The 17,833-nt window shown below is 40.3% G+C and carries 19 protein-coding genes; 4 read left to right on the top strand and 15 right to left on the bottom strand.

The genetic code is table 11. From position 1 onward, the window contains the following. Positions 1-10: 10 nt before the first annotated feature. Positions 11-1,042, top strand: a complete 1,032-nt coding sequence (gene murB, locus ACTIEV_RS04635) for a UDP-N-acetylmuramate dehydrogenase (RefSeq protein ID WP_322196948.1) — start codon at positions 11-13, stop codon at positions 1,040-1,042. Positions 1,043-1,156: 114 nt separating this feature from the next. Here murB and ACTIEV_RS04640 read toward each other — a convergent pair whose 3' ends face one another. The 14 genes from ACTIEV_RS04640 to ACTIEV_RS04705 all read right to left on the bottom strand — a co-directional run bounded on the left by ACTIEV_RS04640 (position 1,157) and on the right by ACTIEV_RS04705 (position 13,974). After that, entirely contained in the window at positions 1,157-2,518 is a 1,362-nt protein-coding gene (locus ACTIEV_RS04640) for an OmpA family protein (protein WP_322196947.1), read from the bottom strand. A 92-nt stretch (positions 2,519-2,610) separates the two neighbouring features. Further along, positions 2,611-3,141 carry a septal ring lytic transglycosylase RlpA family protein gene (locus ACTIEV_RS04645; protein WP_322196946.1) on the bottom strand — a complete coding sequence of 177 codons (531 nt, stop codon included), beginning with the start codon at positions 3,139-3,141 and terminating at the stop codon, positions 2,611-2,613. Between the two features lie 4 nt (positions 3,142-3,145). Beyond that, positions 3,146-3,292 (bottom strand): hypothetical protein, encoded by a 147-nt coding sequence (locus tag ACTIEV_RS04650; protein WP_439516218.1) that lies wholly within the window; start codon positions 3,290-3,292, stop codon positions 3,146-3,148. A 102-nt stretch (positions 3,293-3,394) separates the two neighbouring features. After that, positions 3,395-3,703: a thiamine-binding protein gene (locus ACTIEV_RS04655; RefSeq protein ID WP_322196945.1), complete on the bottom strand. Its 309-nt coding sequence runs from the start codon at positions 3,701-3,703 to the stop codon at positions 3,395-3,397. Beyond that, a complete protein-coding gene (locus ACTIEV_RS04660) occupies positions 3,696-4,013 on the bottom strand; it encodes a DUF952 domain-containing protein (protein WP_322196944.1) in 318 nt (105 codons plus the stop codon). The genes ACTIEV_RS04655 and ACTIEV_RS04660 overlap by 8 nt, the downstream gene beginning before the upstream one ends. 21 nt (positions 4,014-4,034) lie before the next feature. Beyond that, a complete protein-coding gene (locus ACTIEV_RS04665; protein WP_322196943.1) occupies positions 4,035-5,027 on the bottom strand; it encodes a chorismate synthase in 993 nt (330 codons plus the stop codon). An 11-nt stretch (positions 5,028-5,038) separates the two neighbouring features. Beyond that, positions 5,039-6,316, bottom strand: a complete 1,278-nt coding sequence (gene aroA / locus ACTIEV_RS04670; protein ID WP_322196942.1) for a 3-phosphoshikimate 1-carboxyvinyltransferase — start codon at positions 6,314-6,316, stop codon at positions 5,039-5,041. A 35-nt stretch (positions 6,317-6,351) separates the two neighbouring features. After that, positions 6,352-7,371: a 3-dehydroquinate synthase gene (gene aroB / locus ACTIEV_RS04675; RefSeq protein ID WP_322196941.1), complete on the bottom strand. Its 1,020-nt coding sequence runs from the start codon at positions 7,369-7,371 to the stop codon at positions 6,352-6,354. A 5-nt stretch (positions 7,372-7,376) separates the two neighbouring features. Then, positions 7,377-8,462, bottom strand: coding sequence for a chorismate mutase (locus tag ACTIEV_RS04680; RefSeq protein WP_178888411.1), 1,086 nt, complete (start codon positions 8,460-8,462; stop codon positions 7,377-7,379). An 84-nt stretch (positions 8,463-8,546) separates the two neighbouring features. Next, on the bottom strand, positions 8,547-10,238 hold the full coding sequence (locus ACTIEV_RS04685; protein WP_250685263.1) for a DEAD/DEAH box helicase: 1,692 nt from the start codon (positions 10,236-10,238) through the stop codon (positions 8,547-8,549). 145 nt (positions 10,239-10,383) lie between these two features. Next, entirely contained in the window at positions 10,384-11,223 is an 840-nt protein-coding gene (locus tag ACTIEV_RS04690) for a prephenate dehydrogenase (protein ID WP_322196940.1), read from the bottom strand. A gap of 1 nt (position 11,224) precedes the next feature. Further along, entirely contained in the window at positions 11,225-12,385 is a 1,161-nt protein-coding gene (locus tag ACTIEV_RS04695; RefSeq protein ID WP_322196939.1) for a pyridoxal phosphate-dependent aminotransferase, read from the bottom strand. Between the two features lie 2 nt (positions 12,386-12,387). Then, positions 12,388-13,254 carry a prephenate dehydratase gene (locus tag ACTIEV_RS04700; RefSeq protein ID WP_322196938.1) on the bottom strand — a complete coding sequence of 289 codons (867 nt, stop codon included), beginning with the start codon at positions 13,252-13,254 and terminating at the stop codon, positions 12,388-12,390. A gap of 531 nt (positions 13,255-13,785) precedes the next feature. Next, positions 13,786-13,974 carry a hypothetical protein gene (locus ACTIEV_RS04705; protein ID WP_322196937.1) on the bottom strand — a complete coding sequence of 63 codons (189 nt, stop codon included), beginning with the start codon at positions 13,972-13,974 and terminating at the stop codon, positions 13,786-13,788. Between the two features lie 142 nt (positions 13,975-14,116). Between ACTIEV_RS04705 and ACTIEV_RS04710 the strand changes: the two genes are divergently transcribed. Both ACTIEV_RS04710 and ACTIEV_RS04715 read left to right on the top strand, forming a co-directional pair. Next, complete coding sequence (locus ACTIEV_RS04710; protein WP_250685258.1) at positions 14,117-14,683, top strand: RNA polymerase sigma factor; 567 nt, start codon at positions 14,117-14,119, stop codon at positions 14,681-14,683. A gap of 5 nt (positions 14,684-14,688) precedes the next feature. Next, on the top strand, positions 14,689-15,792 hold the full coding sequence (locus tag ACTIEV_RS04715; protein ID WP_322196936.1) for a S1C family serine protease: 1,104 nt from the start codon (positions 14,689-14,691) through the stop codon (positions 15,790-15,792). Positions 15,793-15,964: 172 nt separating this feature from the next. Here ACTIEV_RS04715 and ACTIEV_RS04720 read toward each other — a convergent pair whose 3' ends face one another. Continuing rightward, positions 15,965-16,867, bottom strand: a complete 903-nt coding sequence (locus ACTIEV_RS04720) for a nucleotidyltransferase (RefSeq protein ID WP_322196935.1) — start codon at positions 16,865-16,867, stop codon at positions 15,965-15,967. A 9-nt stretch (positions 16,868-16,876) separates the two neighbouring features. Here ACTIEV_RS04720 and ACTIEV_RS04725 point away from each other — a divergent pair, with 9 nt between their 5' ends. After that, a complete protein-coding gene (locus ACTIEV_RS04725; protein ID WP_322196934.1) occupies positions 16,877-17,815 on the top strand; it encodes a 1-aminocyclopropane-1-carboxylate deaminase/D-cysteine desulfhydrase in 939 nt (312 codons plus the stop codon). Positions 17,816-17,833 lie beyond the last annotated feature (18 nt).

Below are 17,833 nucleotides of genomic sequence, written 5' to 3' on the forward strand. Positions count from 1 at the left end.
AGTAATGCTTATGTATCATGGAACATTGTTTACACCTGATCGATCACTCAAGGCTTTTAATAGTTTTGGGATAGATGTTCATGCTCGTTTATTCGCATCATTCAACAGCATGGAAGCGCTTTTAGAAATGCTGGAGCACTATAATGAACTTCCATACATGCCATTACTCATATTGGGCGGGGGAAGCAATATTCTATTTACCAGAGATGTGGATGGCTTGGTGCTGAAGAATGACCTCAAGGGATTTGAATTGATTGATGAGGATAAGGATTACTTCTACGTAAAAGCCATGGCCGGTGAAAACTGGCATCAGTTTGTGATGTATTGTATTGAAAAAGGGTATGCCGGTTTAGAGAACCTGAGTTTAATACCCGGCAGTGTGGGTGCTTCTCCTATGCAAAATATAGGGGCATATGGCGTTGAGATTAAGGATGTTTTTCACTCATTAGAAGCCTGGCATATCAATGAAAAGCATAAAGAGATCTTTTATCTCAAAGACTGTGAATTTGGTTATCGGGAAAGTGTATTCAAAGAGAAATATCGTAACCGATTTATCATTACCAGTGTTACCTATCGATTGAAAAAAGTACCTGAATTTCATACTTCATACGGAGCAATCAATCAAGAGCTGGAGAAAATGCAGATCAAAGAATTAAATATCAAAGCAGTTTCGGATGCCGTTATTCGTATCAGACAATCAAAATTGCCTGACCCGGATACATTAGGCAATGCCGGAAGTTTCTTTAAAAATCCTATCATATCCCTAAATAGATTTAAAACCTTGGAAGAAAAATTTCCACTGATAGTGGGTCATGCAGTGAGCGAACAGAAAGTAAAAATTGCTGCAGCCTGGTTAATAGAACAATGTGGTTGGAAAGGATTTCGAAAAGGAGATGTAGGATGTCATGAAAAACAACCTTTGGTATTGGTGAATTATGGTCATGCAACAGGCGCTGATGTTTTCAAACTATCCACAGATATCATGCAATCTGTTTTTGAAAAATTTGGCATTCACTTAGAGAGAGAAGTCAATATTGTTTAGTTCTTTAAGATTCACGCTCTTCATCATCACACTAAAGAAAAAGCTCCGAACATGTTCGGAGCTTTTTCTCTAGAAACATTTACTTGTTCCTTGCAACTTCATTCTTGTCACTTCTTAATAATATTTGAGCTTCATTTCAACTCTTCTGTTCAAAGTACGACCGGCAGCTGTTTTATTATCAGCAACAGGCTTAGATGAACCATATCCTTCTGAACTAAGTCTTGAAGCGTCAATGCCTTTACTAACAATGTAATCATAAACTGATTTAGCACGGTTCTGACTTAATGGAATATTCACTTTATCAGTTCCGGTATTATCTGTATGACCTTCGATGTCTAATTTTAAAGCAGCATCTTCTTTTAAAATAGCAACCACTTCATCCAAAGACTTGAATGATTTTGTCTGCAATTTTGCACTACCGGTAACAAAGAATACATTCTTTGCACTAGCTGTTACTTTCTTTACAACTTCTTCTTTAATGGCAGGACAACCATTGTTTTCTCTTACACCAGGTACAGTTGGGCATTTATCTTCTTCATCATTGATCCCATCTTTATCTGTATCCGGCACAGGACAACCTTGATAACGAGCAACACCGGCAACTGTTGGACACTTATCTTCTTCATCATTGATACCGTCCTTGTCTGTATCGGGTATTGGACAACCGTCATATTTAGCCAAACCTTTTACGGTAGGACATTTATCATTGTCGTCATTGATACCATCACCATCTGTATCGGGAACAGGACAACCATCGTATTTGGCAACACCGGCAACAGTAGGACATTTATCCTTACTATCGAGTATACCATCACCATCTGTGTCCTTCTCAACTACTGGTGGAGGTGGCGGAGGAGTTACTTTCACGGGCTCCTTTTTATCGGTCAATGGAGAAGTCAATCCGATTGAGTAAGCCAAATTATTAACTGCTAAATTGGAAATAGCTGATCTATGAACGAATTGTGTATGGAGAAAAGTCTCCTGACCCAAATTGAATTGCAATCCCATACCCGCAGGTGCATAGGCTGCAAAATAGGTACCGGTATACATAGAAGCACCCAGACCAAAACTTAAGTAAGGCACTACTGTATACTTATCTGTCAATAATTTGATGTTTGCAGCTGCGTCTATTTCAAGAAGAAACTTACTGTTGGTAGATTGTGCAACTCCTGCTCTACGGTAAAAAGGATATCTTACGAATGATCCGGAAAGGGTTGCTTGAAAATCAACGTACTCGGTCAATCCCTGGAAATATTGAATATTCAATCCCGGATCCATTCTGTTAAATGGAGTCCATTGTTTATTAGAAATAACAGATGACAATGAAGTTCTACTGATAGCATCAGAAGTGTACATGTCTTTCAAAACAAAACTAATCCCTAATGAGGGTCTTTTTTTATAGCTATTCGGAGCGGTCTGGGCGAACGCTGCGAATACCAAACAACTGGCTATCAGGGAAAAAAGAAGTTTCTTCATAACAGTTTTTTATTGATTGGCACAAAAATACATGGTGAAACTGATTTTCCGAAAATTAAGATAACTTTAAGTTATTCCGAACTTATTCCCACTCAATTCTTAGCTATAGGTACAATTGGCTGAACCGAAACTTTAACCAACCCTCTTTGAATGAAATCCAGTTGTTTTGCTGCATTGCGAGTCAAATCAATCACCCTCCCCTTCTTTTTCATACGAGGGTGCATCCGGTCTGTAATCAGCACTATTACGCTTTTGTTATTTCTTAAATTGGTAACCATAACAAGGGTGTTTAACTTAAAATGATTACTGGCTCCGGTCATACCGGCGTTTCTAAAAATGGTTCCTGTAGCCGTTTTTCTACCTTCAAATTTAGAACTGTAATAACTGGCTACCCCTTTGATCAGTTTACCTTGAGGCATTAAGGAATCTCCTAACAGGTCTTCTCCAATACCAACCCGAATCGAGTCTTTATAAAACACAAGACTATCACCCCCGGTTTTCAGAGATGGAATCGTGTCTTGAACAGGGATAGTGTCTGCATGAGACGCCCCAACAGAGGCCATTGGCTTTCCGGAGGGAATCAAAAAATACAAAGCACCAATAATGTATAGTAATAGTTTCATGATGTTAATTGCCGTACCATCTTCCACCTACACGAGTAATATTACTCATCCTTGCCCCCAAATACAAATGAGGATATGCACATACGGTCATGCCCATTAACCAAACACCATGCCAGAAATGAAAAAATGATTCAATTATTAATTCAAACAAAAAATTTCAAATAATTGATAGTCAATTATTTATTACACATTATAATCAAGAGATTAAAATTGACTGAATAAAAGTGCAGTTGACAAAAGCAGCGGTATATCATCACTCTCGATACTTATCCGTCTTTTCATTTGAAGTCATATCAGCTCCGGAACGAAGCTGCAACTGTACCTGTAATACCCACTCAGGGCATTTTTGGGTAAAAAGAAAGTTATTAATATTATTAATAAGCTCCGTAACTGATTTATAATCAGACTCGATTGAGGTAGAAAAAGGCCCTACTTCATAGGGCAGCCCTGAAGCCTTAATAATGGCAATCACGTCATCGATCCATTCATAAGGGTGCTTAGCTCCCGAAACGATCGGCACCAATTGCAAAGACGCACTAATGATATAGTTATGATTATCCATGAACCGGAATTATATCTACCACCGCATCCAAATTCAATACCCCATGAATATGTGGAAAAACCTCATTAATTGACCCAGCCAACTCAAAAATAACAGGTCTGTCCACTTTCTGGCGATCAATAATAAGCTTTACCAAGCCTGTCTGACCCTGATAATAACGCTCCAATACACCCGCTACCTGATCCTCAGTACTACAATGAATAAAGCCTTCTACAGCCAGACTGTCAGCTTCATAGAATCCAACCGACTTGGCTTTCTCCCATTTATCAGCCGTTGTAATATGATAAATAAATTCTGATTGAATATTCACAATTAATTGATATTTAATTATTTATAAAATTTTATTGATTTTTTGCTCTAGGAGCATGAGGTCTGCAAGTACTACCGCTGTCACAGCTTCCAACACCACCGGAACCCTGAGTGCGATACATAGATCATGTCTACCTTTTACCGAAAGCGTATCTAACTGTTCTGTTTCCCTATTCCAGGTAGTCTGCTCCTTGGGTGTTGAAGATGTAGGCTTAACCGCCACCCGAAAAACCAATTCATTTCCGTTGGTGATTCCCCCCACCACTCCACCTGCATGGTTTGAGTCGGTTTTACCGGTAGCATCCAGTATGGGGTCATTATGATCAGATCCAAACATTTTTGCCGCTGAAAATCCTGCCCCAAATTCTATTCCCTTTATCGCCGGAATAGAAAATACAGCGTGAGCCAGTACAGATTCCACTGAATCAAAAAAATGTTCTCCTAGCCCAACTGGCAATCCACTCACCCTACATTCCACAATGCCTCCAATACTATCTTTTTGGTCAATGGCCTTTTGTAACCCTTTTTCTATATCCGATTCTCCTCCTATTTCCAGAATATGGGCAACCGGTATGGCTGCTTGCAATAATTTTTTCGCGATCACACCTGCTGCCACCAATCCAACCGTTAAACGACCACTGAAATGTCCCCCACCTCTATAATCTTCATAACCGCCATACTTCACACCGGCTGTAAAATCTGCATGTCCAGGACGCGGAATCGCTTTTTGCTTCTCATAGTCACCACTACGGGTATTCTTATTGTCAAATAGAATAGTGATGGGCGCCCCGGTTGTTTTTCCATTGAAAACGCCTGTTTTGATCAAAGGGATATCATCCTCTTTTCGCGGTGTCGTTCCTTTTTGAGTGCCGCCTTTTCTTCTTTCCAGATCTTTTTCAAAATCGATTACGGCTATGGGTAATCCGGCCGGACAACCATCAATGATCACCCCAACACATTCGCCATGCGATTCTCCAATGATGTGGATTCTGAATATACGTCCGATCGAGTTCACAGTCTTTTGATTTATAATTTGACAATATCAGCACCTAATTGCTGGAGATGATCATAAAAATCCGGATAGGATTTATTAATAGCATCTGCATCTGTTATGATCACTTCTCCTTCTGCACACAAGCCAGCTACCGCACAAGCCATAGCAATACGATGATCATGATGTGAATGAACCTTTGCCATTTTGATCCCCGTTCCTCCTTTAATGACCATCAGATCATCTTGCAAGCCGATTTCAATCCCCAATTTACCAAACTCTTCCTGTAAGGTAATCCCTCTGTCACTTTCTTTATGAGAAAGTCTGCTTACACCTTCAATAACGGTAGTTCCTTCACAATAAGCTGCTAAAGCTACGAGCGGAGGAAACAGATCCGGACAATCCGTTGCGTTAAAATGAAATGCTTTTAAGGGTAAAGGTGAAATATCGATATAAGCATCGGTGATGGACATGCGACAACCGGTATCCATCAATGCTTGCAATATAGCTTTATCTGCCTGGGTTGAAAATACATCTAAACCCGTAACCCGAATAGGTCCGGCAATGGCACCAGCTACTAATAAAAAAGCTGCTCCGCTCCAATCACCTTCCACTTGATATTTGAGTAGCCCCTCTTTCGACGAAGTCGTTCCATGAAAATGGAAATATTCATGATTTTCATGTGTTACTTTCCACCCAAAATCAGCCATCACCGCTAATGTCAAATCGATATAGGGCTTACTCTTTAAATCTTTCACTTGAATGGTAATACCATCAGCACCCGCAGCTGCATAAGCCATGAGTAATCCAGTAAGGAACTGAGAACTCAATGATCCATCTACTTCAATATTCGCCGGACGTAAAGGTCCTTGTAACTGTAGCGGCACTTTACCCTCGTTTGACTTGATTTGAACTTGCAATGCAGGTAGTATCTCATCAAAAAAATACATCGGACGGTTGACCAAACTACCCGTTCCATGAATGGTGAGTGGTTTTTCACTTAGCGCTGCAATGGGTGTAAACATTCTGATACCCAAACCACTTTCGCCACAACTGATTTCAGCATCAATGGGTGATAGTCCATTTGAAGTAATATGCAAATCTCCTTCATCAGTATAACGAATTGTAGCCCCCAACTTTTGAATCACATCAATGGCTGCTAAATCATCATTACTTTTTCCGGGGTTGATAATCAAAGTCTCTCCCTTACGCAACAAAGCTGCTGCACAGGCTCTTTGCATACTACTCTTTCCAGCAGCTGCCCGAATAGTTCCCTGGATCGTGGATGGATTTATTTTTACCTGAGTAGACATACTATCATGCATCATCGCAGCATGCTGCGGTATGATTAAAACTGTTTGAAAATTTCTTTGAGTTGTATGATCAGTAAGGGTTGCACCACCGCTTTACCTGTTTTTTCAAGAAGGATATAATGAATACTTACATCATCCTTTTTTTTGTCTTTTTGCAACACCTTAAAAGCTTTTTTTGCATCAAAATCGACAAATGTGGGTAAGCCATAATTGGCTAACAAATTCACCACCGCGTCTGTATCCTTAAAGCCTTTCAATTGTTGAGAGATCATTGTTGCATAAGTCATTCCAATGCTGATGGCCTGACCGTGACTTAACTCATACATATTCTCGATAGCATGTCCGAGTGTATGTCCGAAATTCAATAATTTTCTTTCTCCTTGTTCTCGCTCATCAGACAATACCACTTTTGTTTTCAGCATGACATTTCGCTCTATCAATTTTTTCAATAATGATAGATCTTTTTTATAATCGCTTAATCGATACTGTTGCAACTCTTTGAACATGGCTGCATCTTTGACACAGGCATGTTTAATAATCTCTGCAAAACCATTCTGCCATTCAGCTACCGGAAGTGTTTTTAAAAAACTATAATCATACAAAAGGAAAGAAGGTTGACGAATCAATCCTACCATATTTTTATAAACGCCCACATCAATTCCATTTTTTCCTCCGATCGCAGCATCTACCATCGCCAATAAGCTGGTGGGTACATACCCTACATCAATGCCACGCATAAATATTCCGGCTACATACCCTGAAATATCTGTGATGACACCGCCTCCTACACCTACCAAGATTGTTTTACGATCTGCTCCCATCTCTATCAGTTGATCAATGATCATATCAACTGTTTGCTGCACTTTATATGCTTCTCCCGGCTTCAGAACGATGGTATTCCATCCTTTGAATTTCTTTAGATGTGCTGAGAAAACATGCTCATCCGTGATCAATACTACTTTTTCTTTATCCACCATTTTCTGCAAATGATCGAATGATGCATCAAAGTAATAGTGTACGGTCTTACCCGGAAATGGTACAGCTTTTTTCTTCATAACCACTATGCATTCATGATCTTGTTCTGATGATTGATACTTTCCATGTGTACCGCATCAAAATATTTGGTGATGAACTCGCGACTCAATCCCAATTGCTCTCCTTTTGCAAAAGCTCTATCGAGAATAGCATTCCAACGATTGGTTTGTAAGATCGTGATATTATTATCCTTTTTATATTGTCCGATTTTATCTGCCACTTTCATCCTTTGTCCAAGCAGTTGCAACAATTCATCATCCAGTTGATTGATCTGCTGACGCATTTTTTCCATGGCAGCATGCAATTCTTCAGAACTGATATCTTCCTTACGCCAGATGATAGAACTGATCATTTCACCCAGTCGCTCCGGAGTTACTTGTTGCTTCGCATCACTCCAAGCATTATCAGGATCGATATGACTTTCAATAATCAACCCATCAAAATCAAGATCGATTGCTTTTTGTGCCACATCCATGAGAATATCTCTTCGTCCACAGATATGTGAAGGATCATTGATCAACAGCATATCGGGATTACGTCTCTTCATTTCAATGGCGAGATGCCACATAGGTGCATTGCGATATTCTGTATTACCATACGAACTAAATCCGCGATGGATCAATCCAATGTTTTTGATACCGGCTTTTGCTACACGCTCTACCGCACCAATCCATAATTCCAGATCAGGATTGATGGGGTTTTTGATGAGCACCGGCACATCTACACCTTTCAATGCATCTGCTACTTCCTGAACACTAAAAGGGTTTACCGTCGTTCGCGCCCCGATCCATAGCACGTCTACATCAAAATGCAGTGCATCTTCCACCTGCTTACCCGTTGCTACTTCTACCGCAACCGGCAATCCGGATGCTTTACGTGCTTGTTGCAACCAAGGCAATCCCTTGGTACCAATGCCTTCAAAACTACCCGGACGAGTACGTGGTTTCCAAATACCTGCACGCAGAATATCTACTTTACCGGTTGCTGCCAGTCTGGTAGCCGTTTGAATAACCTGCTCTTCGGTCTCGGCACTGCACGGACCGGAAATGATCAGTGGGCGCTTCTGCAATAAAGCATCCACATTTGTCTTTTGTTCGATTGCTTGCTCCATATAATTTTTTGATCTATGATTTTTGATTTCTTGATTTTTGATTTATGAACAAATCATAAAATCAAAAATCAAGAAATCAAAGATTTACTCTTCTCCCTTCCTAGGTTTTCTTGCTCCTCCTGAATCTGCATCATTCATTCTGATTCTTCTTCCTTTGTAATTCTTTCCATCCAATGCACGGATCATTTGATTGGCTGCGCCTTTTTCAATTTCTACCCAGCTATTCATGTCTTTCATATCGATCTTACCCAACACATCCTTTTTCAAATCACTCATATCGAGAATGAACTGCAGGAAACTTGCTTTATAAAAACCATCTTTGGTACCAAGGTTTACAAACAAACGGCTATAACCTCCTCCGCGTTTATATTCTTTACGATTATCTCCTTTACCTGCATCTCTGCGTCTGCCTTGGTCTGGCGCATCATTGTATTCTCTTCTGTTTCTTTCACGGAAATTCAGGTCTTCTGCATTTTCATAATATTTCAGAAAACGATCAAACTCCATAGCTGCAACACGCTTCAATACATCTTCTTTGCTCACTTCTGCGAACTTTTCAGCCAACATTGGAACATAGGTTTCATAATCACCATGACTGATATCTGCCGATAACAATTTATCCATGAAATGGAAGAACTGTTTACGACATACATCTTTTCCGCTTGGGATATCCAGCTTATGGAATTTAGAATTATTGATTCTTTCGATCTGTTTCAATCGATACATTTCTTTGCTATGTACGATGGAAATACAAATACCAACATTACCTGCACGACCCGTTCTTCCGCTTCTATGTGTGTATACTTCCACATCATCGGGCAACTCATAATTGATAACGTGTGTGATACCTTGTACATCGATGCCTCTCGCCGCCACATCTGTAGCTATCAACAGTTGTAAACTCTTATCCCTGAACTGCCCCATTACTTTGTCTCTTTGTCCTTGGGTCAGATCACCATGTAAGGCATCAATATCATATCCTTCGCGTGTTAATCGCTCAGAGATTTCTTGTGCATCAATTTTAGTTCTGGTAAAAATGATGCCATAGATACCCGGATTGAAATCGATGATGCGTTTCAAGGTCTCATAGCGATGATGAGAACTGGTTACATAATATTGGTGATCGATGCTCTTATTGGCCGTGTTAACCTTTCCTACTGTTACTTCAGCAGGATCTTTCATGTAACGCTTACTCACTTTTCTGATCTCAGGTGGCATGGTTGCACTAAAAAGCCATGTACTTTCACGCTGAGGAGTATTTTTTAGGATGAATTCGATATCATCCTGAAAACCCATGTTCAGCATTTCATCTGCTTCATCTAATACTACATACTTGATCTCCTCCAAATTGATTGCCTTTCTTTCGATCAGATCAATCAATCTACCCGGTGTTGCTACTACAATCTGTGTTCCTCTTTTCAAATCGCGTATCTGTAATCCGATGGATGCGCCACCATAAACAGCTACTACTGAAACTCCAGTCATGTATTTCTTAAACAGTTCTAACTCTTTTACAATTTGTAAACAGAGTTCGCGGGTTGGACAAACAACCAGCGCCTGTGGGTGTTTTGCCTTTGCGTCAATTACGTGCAATAAGGGTAATCCAAATGCTGCCGTTTTACCTGTTCCTGTTTGAGCGAGCCCAATAAAATCTTTCGTACCACTCAGTAGTACGGGTATCGCTTGTTCTTGTATTGCGGTTGGGTTCACATACCCCAACTCATTCGTTGCCTGAATCAATCTTGCATCGATTCCCAACGCTTCAAATGTCGTCATGTATAAAAAATTTGTGCAAAGTTACCTAATATAGGGGGCTTTGCGGGTTTTATTTGGGTTGGTTGATGGTCCATAGTCCATAGTCCATAGTAAAAAACATCATTGTTCTTCCATGGACTATGGACCATGGACTATCGACCACTCCTTATCTCAAAATCCGCTTAATCCCATTCGCATTCTCAATCAACTCCTGTAAATAGTCATAATTCTCCTTTTCCAGACAGGCTTTGAATTTCCTGAGTTGGGCGATGTGTTCATTGAGTACATCTAGCACATTATCACGGTTTTGCATGAAAATGGGTACCCACATGGCAGGATTACTCTTTGCCAATCGTACGGTACTCTCAAAACCACCACTGGCCAGTTCAAAAATGGCATCTTCTTCTCTTTCCTTCTCCAATACAGTATTGGCCAGCGCAAATGAAGTGATATGTGAAATATGACTCACATATGCCACATGTACATCATGATCATCAGCTTTCATATACAGAATATGCATGCCCAATGTCTTATATAGCTCTTCCACTTTCTGCACTGCATCTTCGTCACTCTCTTCTTTAGAGCAGATCACTGTGGCTTTATTGGCAAATGCAGCCCTCACGGCAGCATCCGGTCCGCTGTATTCTGTTCCCCACATGGGGTGTGTGGCAACGAATCGACCTCGCTTTGGATGATGAGCCACTGATTCACAGATTATTTTTTTGGTGGAACCTACATCCATGACCACCTGATGGGTGATCTGATCTAATATCTGTGGCAACATATCTTCGGCAGCATTGATCGGCGTTGATAAGATGATCAGATCTGATTTTGCGATGGCAGTTGATAAATCTGTTATTTCATCCACCAGCTGCAACTCCAATGCACGTGCCGCATGGATCGGGTTATTGTCAACACCTATGACATGTGTGACCCATCCCTTCTCTCGCAATGTCAATGACAGTGACCCACCTATCAATCCGGTACCTATAATCGTTATTTTCATCTTATAATTGGGTTTGAATTCTGTGAATGGCTTCTTCAAATTTCTCTATGCTTCCGCAAAGGCTGACACGGATATATTTTTCTCCCGCTTCCCCAAAAATACCACCGGGCGTAATAAAGACATCAGCTCCGTATAATACTCGGTCACTCAATTCATAACCATCTTTCAACGAATCAGGAACCGCAGCCCATACAAACATCCCCACTTGGTCTTTTGAAAAACGACAGTTCAATTGTGTCAGCAACTCAAATACTTTTTCACGTCTGGCTGCATATATTGCATTGACCTCATCATACCAATCTTTTCCCAACTCCAATGCTTTTGCCGCCGCCAATTGAACAGGCAAGAACATGCCACTATCCATATTACTTTTGAAACGTAACACTTCATCAATTCTTTCTTTCGCAGCGCATAACATGCCTACTCTCCATCCAGCCATATTTGCACTTTTGCTGAGTGAGTTCAGTTCAAGCACCACTTCTTTTGCGCCAGGAACACTTAATAAACTGGATGGATGATCATTCAGAATAAAACTATAAGGGTTATCATGACAAATCAAGATGTTATGCTGTTTGGCAAATGCAATCAATGACGCATAAAAATCAGCAGCAGGTATTTGTCCGGTAGGCATATGCGGATAATTCACCCACATCAATTTTACTTTCGAAAGATCCCTTTGAGCAAGTGCCTCCAGATCAGGTTGCCATTGATGTGCTTCTGATAACTGGTAGGTAATAGGTGTACCCCCTGCCAGTTTCACTGCACTGCTGTATGTGGGATAACCCGGATCGGGTATCAAAGCTTCATCATCATTATCCAAATAGGTCATACAAATATGCATGATGCCTTCTTTGCTACCGATCAATGGCAATACCTCTGTATCCGGATTCAATTCTACGCCATACCATTTTTGATACCATTGACTGATGGCGTTGCGCAGTATGGGAGAACCTTTATAACTCTGGTACGCATGAACATGATCTTTTGCTGCAGTGTCTTGCAACACACGAATGACTTCTGGATGCGGCGGTAAATCCGGGCTGCCAATACCTAGGTTCAGGATATCTTTACCTTCTTTGTTCAGTGATTCAATTTCTCTCAACTTCTGAGAGAAATAATATTCACCAATCCCATCTAATCTACTAGCTGTTTTTATTTCCATCATTATCCTTTAATAAGTTTCCCTTTTGTATACACACCAAAAATTTTGACATTATTGGTTAAAGACTCAATAGACATGAGTACTTGATTGAATTGTTTTTGATGTTCAAATTCCATGTCTGCATAAAAACCATATTTAAAGTGACTACCTGGTATGGGCATACTTTGCAGTTTGCTGAGATTGATTCCACCTGCCGCAATTTTGGTGAGTACTTTGGACAATGCACCTTTATCATGACTGGTTTGGAAGTATACCGAAGCTTTATTGGCATGTGCATCTGCTTCAAAAGTGCCTGCTCTTTTCAATACCAGAAAACGGGTGATATTGTTCTTCATAGTATGGATATCAGGAGCAATAATTTCCAATTGAAACAACTCTGCTGCCAATTTGCTGGCAATAGCTGCTGTATGTTTACTTCTATGTTGGTGCAATAATTTTGCACTTAAAGCGGTATCTTCTGTTTCTACCAATTTCCATGGATATTGTTCCAGATAATCCAAACATTGAAGAATGGCCATCGGATGGCTATGCACTTCCTTGATATCTTCCAATCGAACACCCGGATTCACCAATAAATTTTGACTGATGGAGAGATAAATCTCTCCTACTACTTTGAGTTTACTTTTTTGTAAGAGATTATAGTTCGGAAGAATACTTCCTGCGATGGAATTTTCAATCGCCATTACAGCACCTGCTGATCGTTTCGCATCTCCTGCAATCTGTATCAGTTCACGAAAACTGGCACAGGGAATGACGGCAACAGTTTTACCGAAAAAAGAACGAGCGGCTACCTGATGGAAGCTGCCTTCATAGCCTTGTATGGCGATACCGTTATTTGTCTTTGCTGTTATGATTCCCTGTTTAGTCATTTTCGTTATTAGTCAAAAAAAATCCCGACCAATTGGCCGGGACTGTATGTTGATTGTTGTTGTTCGCTTAAGCTTTAACAAATACTACCCGGCTCCTTTGATTAAAGAAGTAATAAAAGAAAAAATAAAACCAGGTATTGTTTGTTGTTGTGTTCATTGAATCAAATATAGAACATGAAAACATATGAAACATCAATCCTGAAAAAAATATTTAGCTAACAAACCTTAGTTTCCCGATAAGTATTTTATCCTAGGATAAAATACTTATCGGGATGACGATCGTCGATAAAATGTAAAATCATTCTATTCGAGGTAATACCGCCTAAAAATTCGTTCTTCCCAATCTACAAAACGACCCGTCACTCTTCGTCACGTTCCGATCTCCGATCGGAACGTGACGAAGAAAAAAAGCCCCTCCGTGGAAACGGAGCGGCCTCTAACGATTGCTTGCCATATGAAAAACTCTTTCGAGAACCCTATCGGCCGGCAAGCGGGCGCTTCATGATCTTCATCACGGGTTCTGCGTTCAAATTAATGAGCAGCTGGAGCAGCAGCAGCAGAGCTGTCTGTAGTAGCAGCAGCGCTATCAGGAGTAGCTGTAGCAGTGCTATCAGTTGTTACAGGAGCAACAGCAGTTGAATCAGTTGCAGCTTCTTTGTTTTCAGCGTTACCGCAAGCAGCGAATACGCCCAGTGCCAGAACGAATAATAATTTTTTCATTGTGTGGTTTTTTTTGAGTGATTTTAAGGTTAATACCCGGTTATGATGAAAGGTAACCCGGGGTAACACGTTTTTTTCAAAAAAATATTTTAGGTTTATTTTGGGTTACTTTTACCCTCTACACCGTATTAAAAGAACAATAGTGAAAGCCGATACCAACGAGCAAGCATTACTGAAAGGACTGGCCAATAACGATTCCAAGGCAATTGAAACCATCTATAAAGATAATTTCAATACCATTCAGGCTTTCATATTGAACAACAATGGTTCTTATGACGACGCCAGGGATATTTTTCAGGAAGCTATGATTGCGCTGTATGAAAAAGCACAAAGCGAATCATTTGTCTTAACCTGTCAAATTAAAACCTATGTATATTCCATATGCAGGCGTTTATGGCTTAAACGATTACAACAACTGGGAAGATATTCGAATCAAGTGGATAGCCTGGAAGAGACTATCCCGGTGGAGGAAGATCTCGAAAACCATGAAAAGCGAAACGCCGCTTTCGCCATCATGGATAGGGCAATGAATAGTTTGGGTGAACCCTGTAAAAGTTTATTGGAAGGGTATTACCTGAAAAAAATGGGGATGCAGGAATTGGCACGCGAATTTGGTTATACCAATGCCGATAATGCCAAAAACCAGAAGTATAAATGTTTAATGCGCTTAAAGAAATTGTTCTTTACGCAATATAATATCGGAGAATAAGTACCATGGATGACATTTTATTATTAGAAGCCATCGAAAGATACCTCAGCGGCGACATGAGCGCTGAAGAGCGTACTTATTTTGAGACGCTTCGTAAAAATACCCCTGAAATAGACCAGATGGTGGTAGAACACAACATGTTCCTCCATCAAATGGATATGTATTCAGCCCATCGTAACCTGAAACATGGTTTACATGAAGCTCACCAGCACTTGCTGGATCGTGGAGACATCAATGAAGGTGGAGACATCAGTACACGCGGCAAAGTGATTCAACTTTGGAATAAATACAAACGTGTAACAGCCATCGCTGCCAGTGTTGGTGGTGTGATCGCGCTGTTCATTAGTGGATTGGTGATGTATTTTGCACCTTCTGTCAATGGTAATCAATTACAACAACTGAGCAATGATATTGCTGTCATCAAAAAGAATCAGCAAGTTCAAGGGAATTTGATCAATGAGGTAAAAAGTAAACTACCTGAGGGTGTTCGCTTTGTAAGTGGCGGCTCCGGATTTTTGATCGATCCTAAAGGATTCATTATTACCAATGCCCACGTTTTGAAAGGCTCTGGCGCCATTGTTGTGAATAATAAAGGAAAAGAATTCAATGCTGATATCGTCCATATCGATCAGGATAAAGACTTGGCTATATTAAAGGTTACAGACAAAGAATTTATTCCACGTAAGAGCCTTCCTTATGGTATCCGAAAATCTGCTTCTGATTTGGGAGAAGAAATTTATACCCTGGGATATCCCCGTAATGAAATCGTCTACGGAATGGGCTATCTAAGTGCCCGTAGCGGTTTTGATGGCGACTCTCTCTCCTATCAATTACAAATGAGTGCAAACCCGGGTAACTCCGGCGCACCGGTTCTCAATAAAAATGGAGAGATTATAGGCGTGCTGAGTACCAGACAATCTTCAGCGGAAGGGGTTGTATTTGCTGTAAAATCTAAAAATATTTTTGGTCTGGTTGATTCTTTCAGAAAATCAGATACTGCAGAAAAAATCAAGCTTCCTTCTAAATCCAGCATCAAAGGCACACAACGCAAACAGCAGATTGCTGAAGTAGAGGAATGTGTGTTTTACGTGAAGGCGTTTGCGAAGTAGTTGATGGCTGATGGCTGATGGCTGATGGCTGATGGCTGATGGCTGATGGCTGATGGCTGAATACAACAAAGCGGCGAACATTTTTATTGTGTTCGCCGCTTTATTTTTTACAATAATTTCAAATCATAAATCAGAGATCCGACATCAGAAATCCTACATCTGCCATCCACCATTATTTCCAAAGACTACTTGGATATTCTCCCGCAGCCACCAAGGCATTAATGCTAGCTTGTACCCCAGGAGCGTCTTCCTTATAAGTAACCCCAAACCATTGAGAAGAGGTTGGGATCACTTTTACTACTCCTTTACCGGATTGAACAAAATGTTTGGTTACCGTTGGGATATAAAATTCTGATTTCAATTCTTGTCCTTGCTTTTCCAAAAAATCATTGAATAGACTTTCTGCCAGACCAATAAATCCGGGTGCGAAACAGAGATAGTTCATACTAACCAGGCTATTCTCCGGCAATACTGTTAATTGATCATTTTCTTCGTATACAATATCCCCTTCAGGTCTTGCGAAAATCTTTGTACGTTCATTGATATCGGTTAAATTACCGGCTGCATCCACATCACAAACACCCCTACTCACGGTTCCATTGTCGCTTAAAGTATTGCGCAACTGATAACCAATGATGCAGTAAGTCTGTTCATTACATTGTGTCGTTAAAAAGGTATAGGCTTTTGCAAATGCATCTTTCCCATAAAAATCATCTGCATTGATCACTGCAAATGGTTCATTTACCTTTCCCTTACAACATAATACAGCATGCCCTGTACCCCATGGCTTGGTTCTATCGGCAGGAACCGCATATCCATTGGTAAAAGCTGATAAATGTTGGTATACATAATCAGTAGCGATTCTTCCTTTCAACTTGGGTTCGAATATGGCTTTGAACTGTTCTGCGAATTCTTCTCGGATTATAAAAACAACTTTTCCAAATCCTGCACGGATAGCGTCATAAATTGAATAATCCATGATAGTTTCGCCATCGGGACCAAAAGACTGGATCTGTTTCATACTTCCATATCGGCTGGCCATCCCTGCGGCTAAAATGACTAATGTAGGTTTCATAATATCCTTTTGAGAGCAACGAAACTAAAACTTTCAGCAGTACCAAAAGAACAGATGTTGATAAATATTCAAAATATTCATATTCAATCAGTCAAAACGCTTTCCAATCAAGATGTTCATACTGATATACTGAGATTGGATCTGATACATCCCGTGATCAGTGGTAACAAATGGTTTAAACTTAAATATTACCTCGATGAAGCTATAACAGCCAAAGCTTGCAAACTAGCAAGCTTTGGCGGCGCCTATTCTAACCATATCATTGCTTTGGCTTTGACCGGAAAAGAAGCCGGCATCCCTACGATCGGTTTTATTCGTGGAGATGCAGATACAGCGTTGTCTCCAACACTAAAAGAAGCCGTAAGCTATGGCATGGAACTGCAATTCATCAACAGGAGTGATTATCGAGATAAGCAACTAATACAGGATTCCTATCATCAGTCGGGATGGTATTGGATTCCTGAAGGTGGATATGGTTTATTAGGGGCAAAAGGTGCAGCCGATATTTTAAACATACATGATACTAGCAGCTATACCCATATCATTTGTGCGCTAGGTACAGGTACAATGATGGCCGGACTCAACATGAGCGCAGAACCCTCACAGGAAATCATAGGCATCAGTGTACTTAGAAATCATTTCAGCATCAAGGAGGAAATAGAACAGATCATTAGTCAAATGCCTGAAAAGAAATCAAATTTCCAATGCTTACATGGATATGATTGGGGTGGATATGCTAAACATTCAGCTGAACTTTTAAATTTTATGCAACAGTTCTGGTGGGCTGAAAAAATACCTACCGATTTTGTCTACACTGCTAAAATGATCTATGCAGTACATGATTTGATAGAAAAGGGATTTTTCACAACAGGCAGCCGATTACTACTGATCCATAGTGGTGGATTACAAGGTAACAGATCCCTTTCACCACAGATCCTTCCTTTTTAATCAATCCACTGCCTTTAT

Source organism: Sediminibacterium sp. (assembly GCF_051861365.1).
Classification (GTDB): Bacteria; Bacteroidota; Bacteroidia; order Chitinophagales; family Chitinophagaceae; genus Sediminibacterium.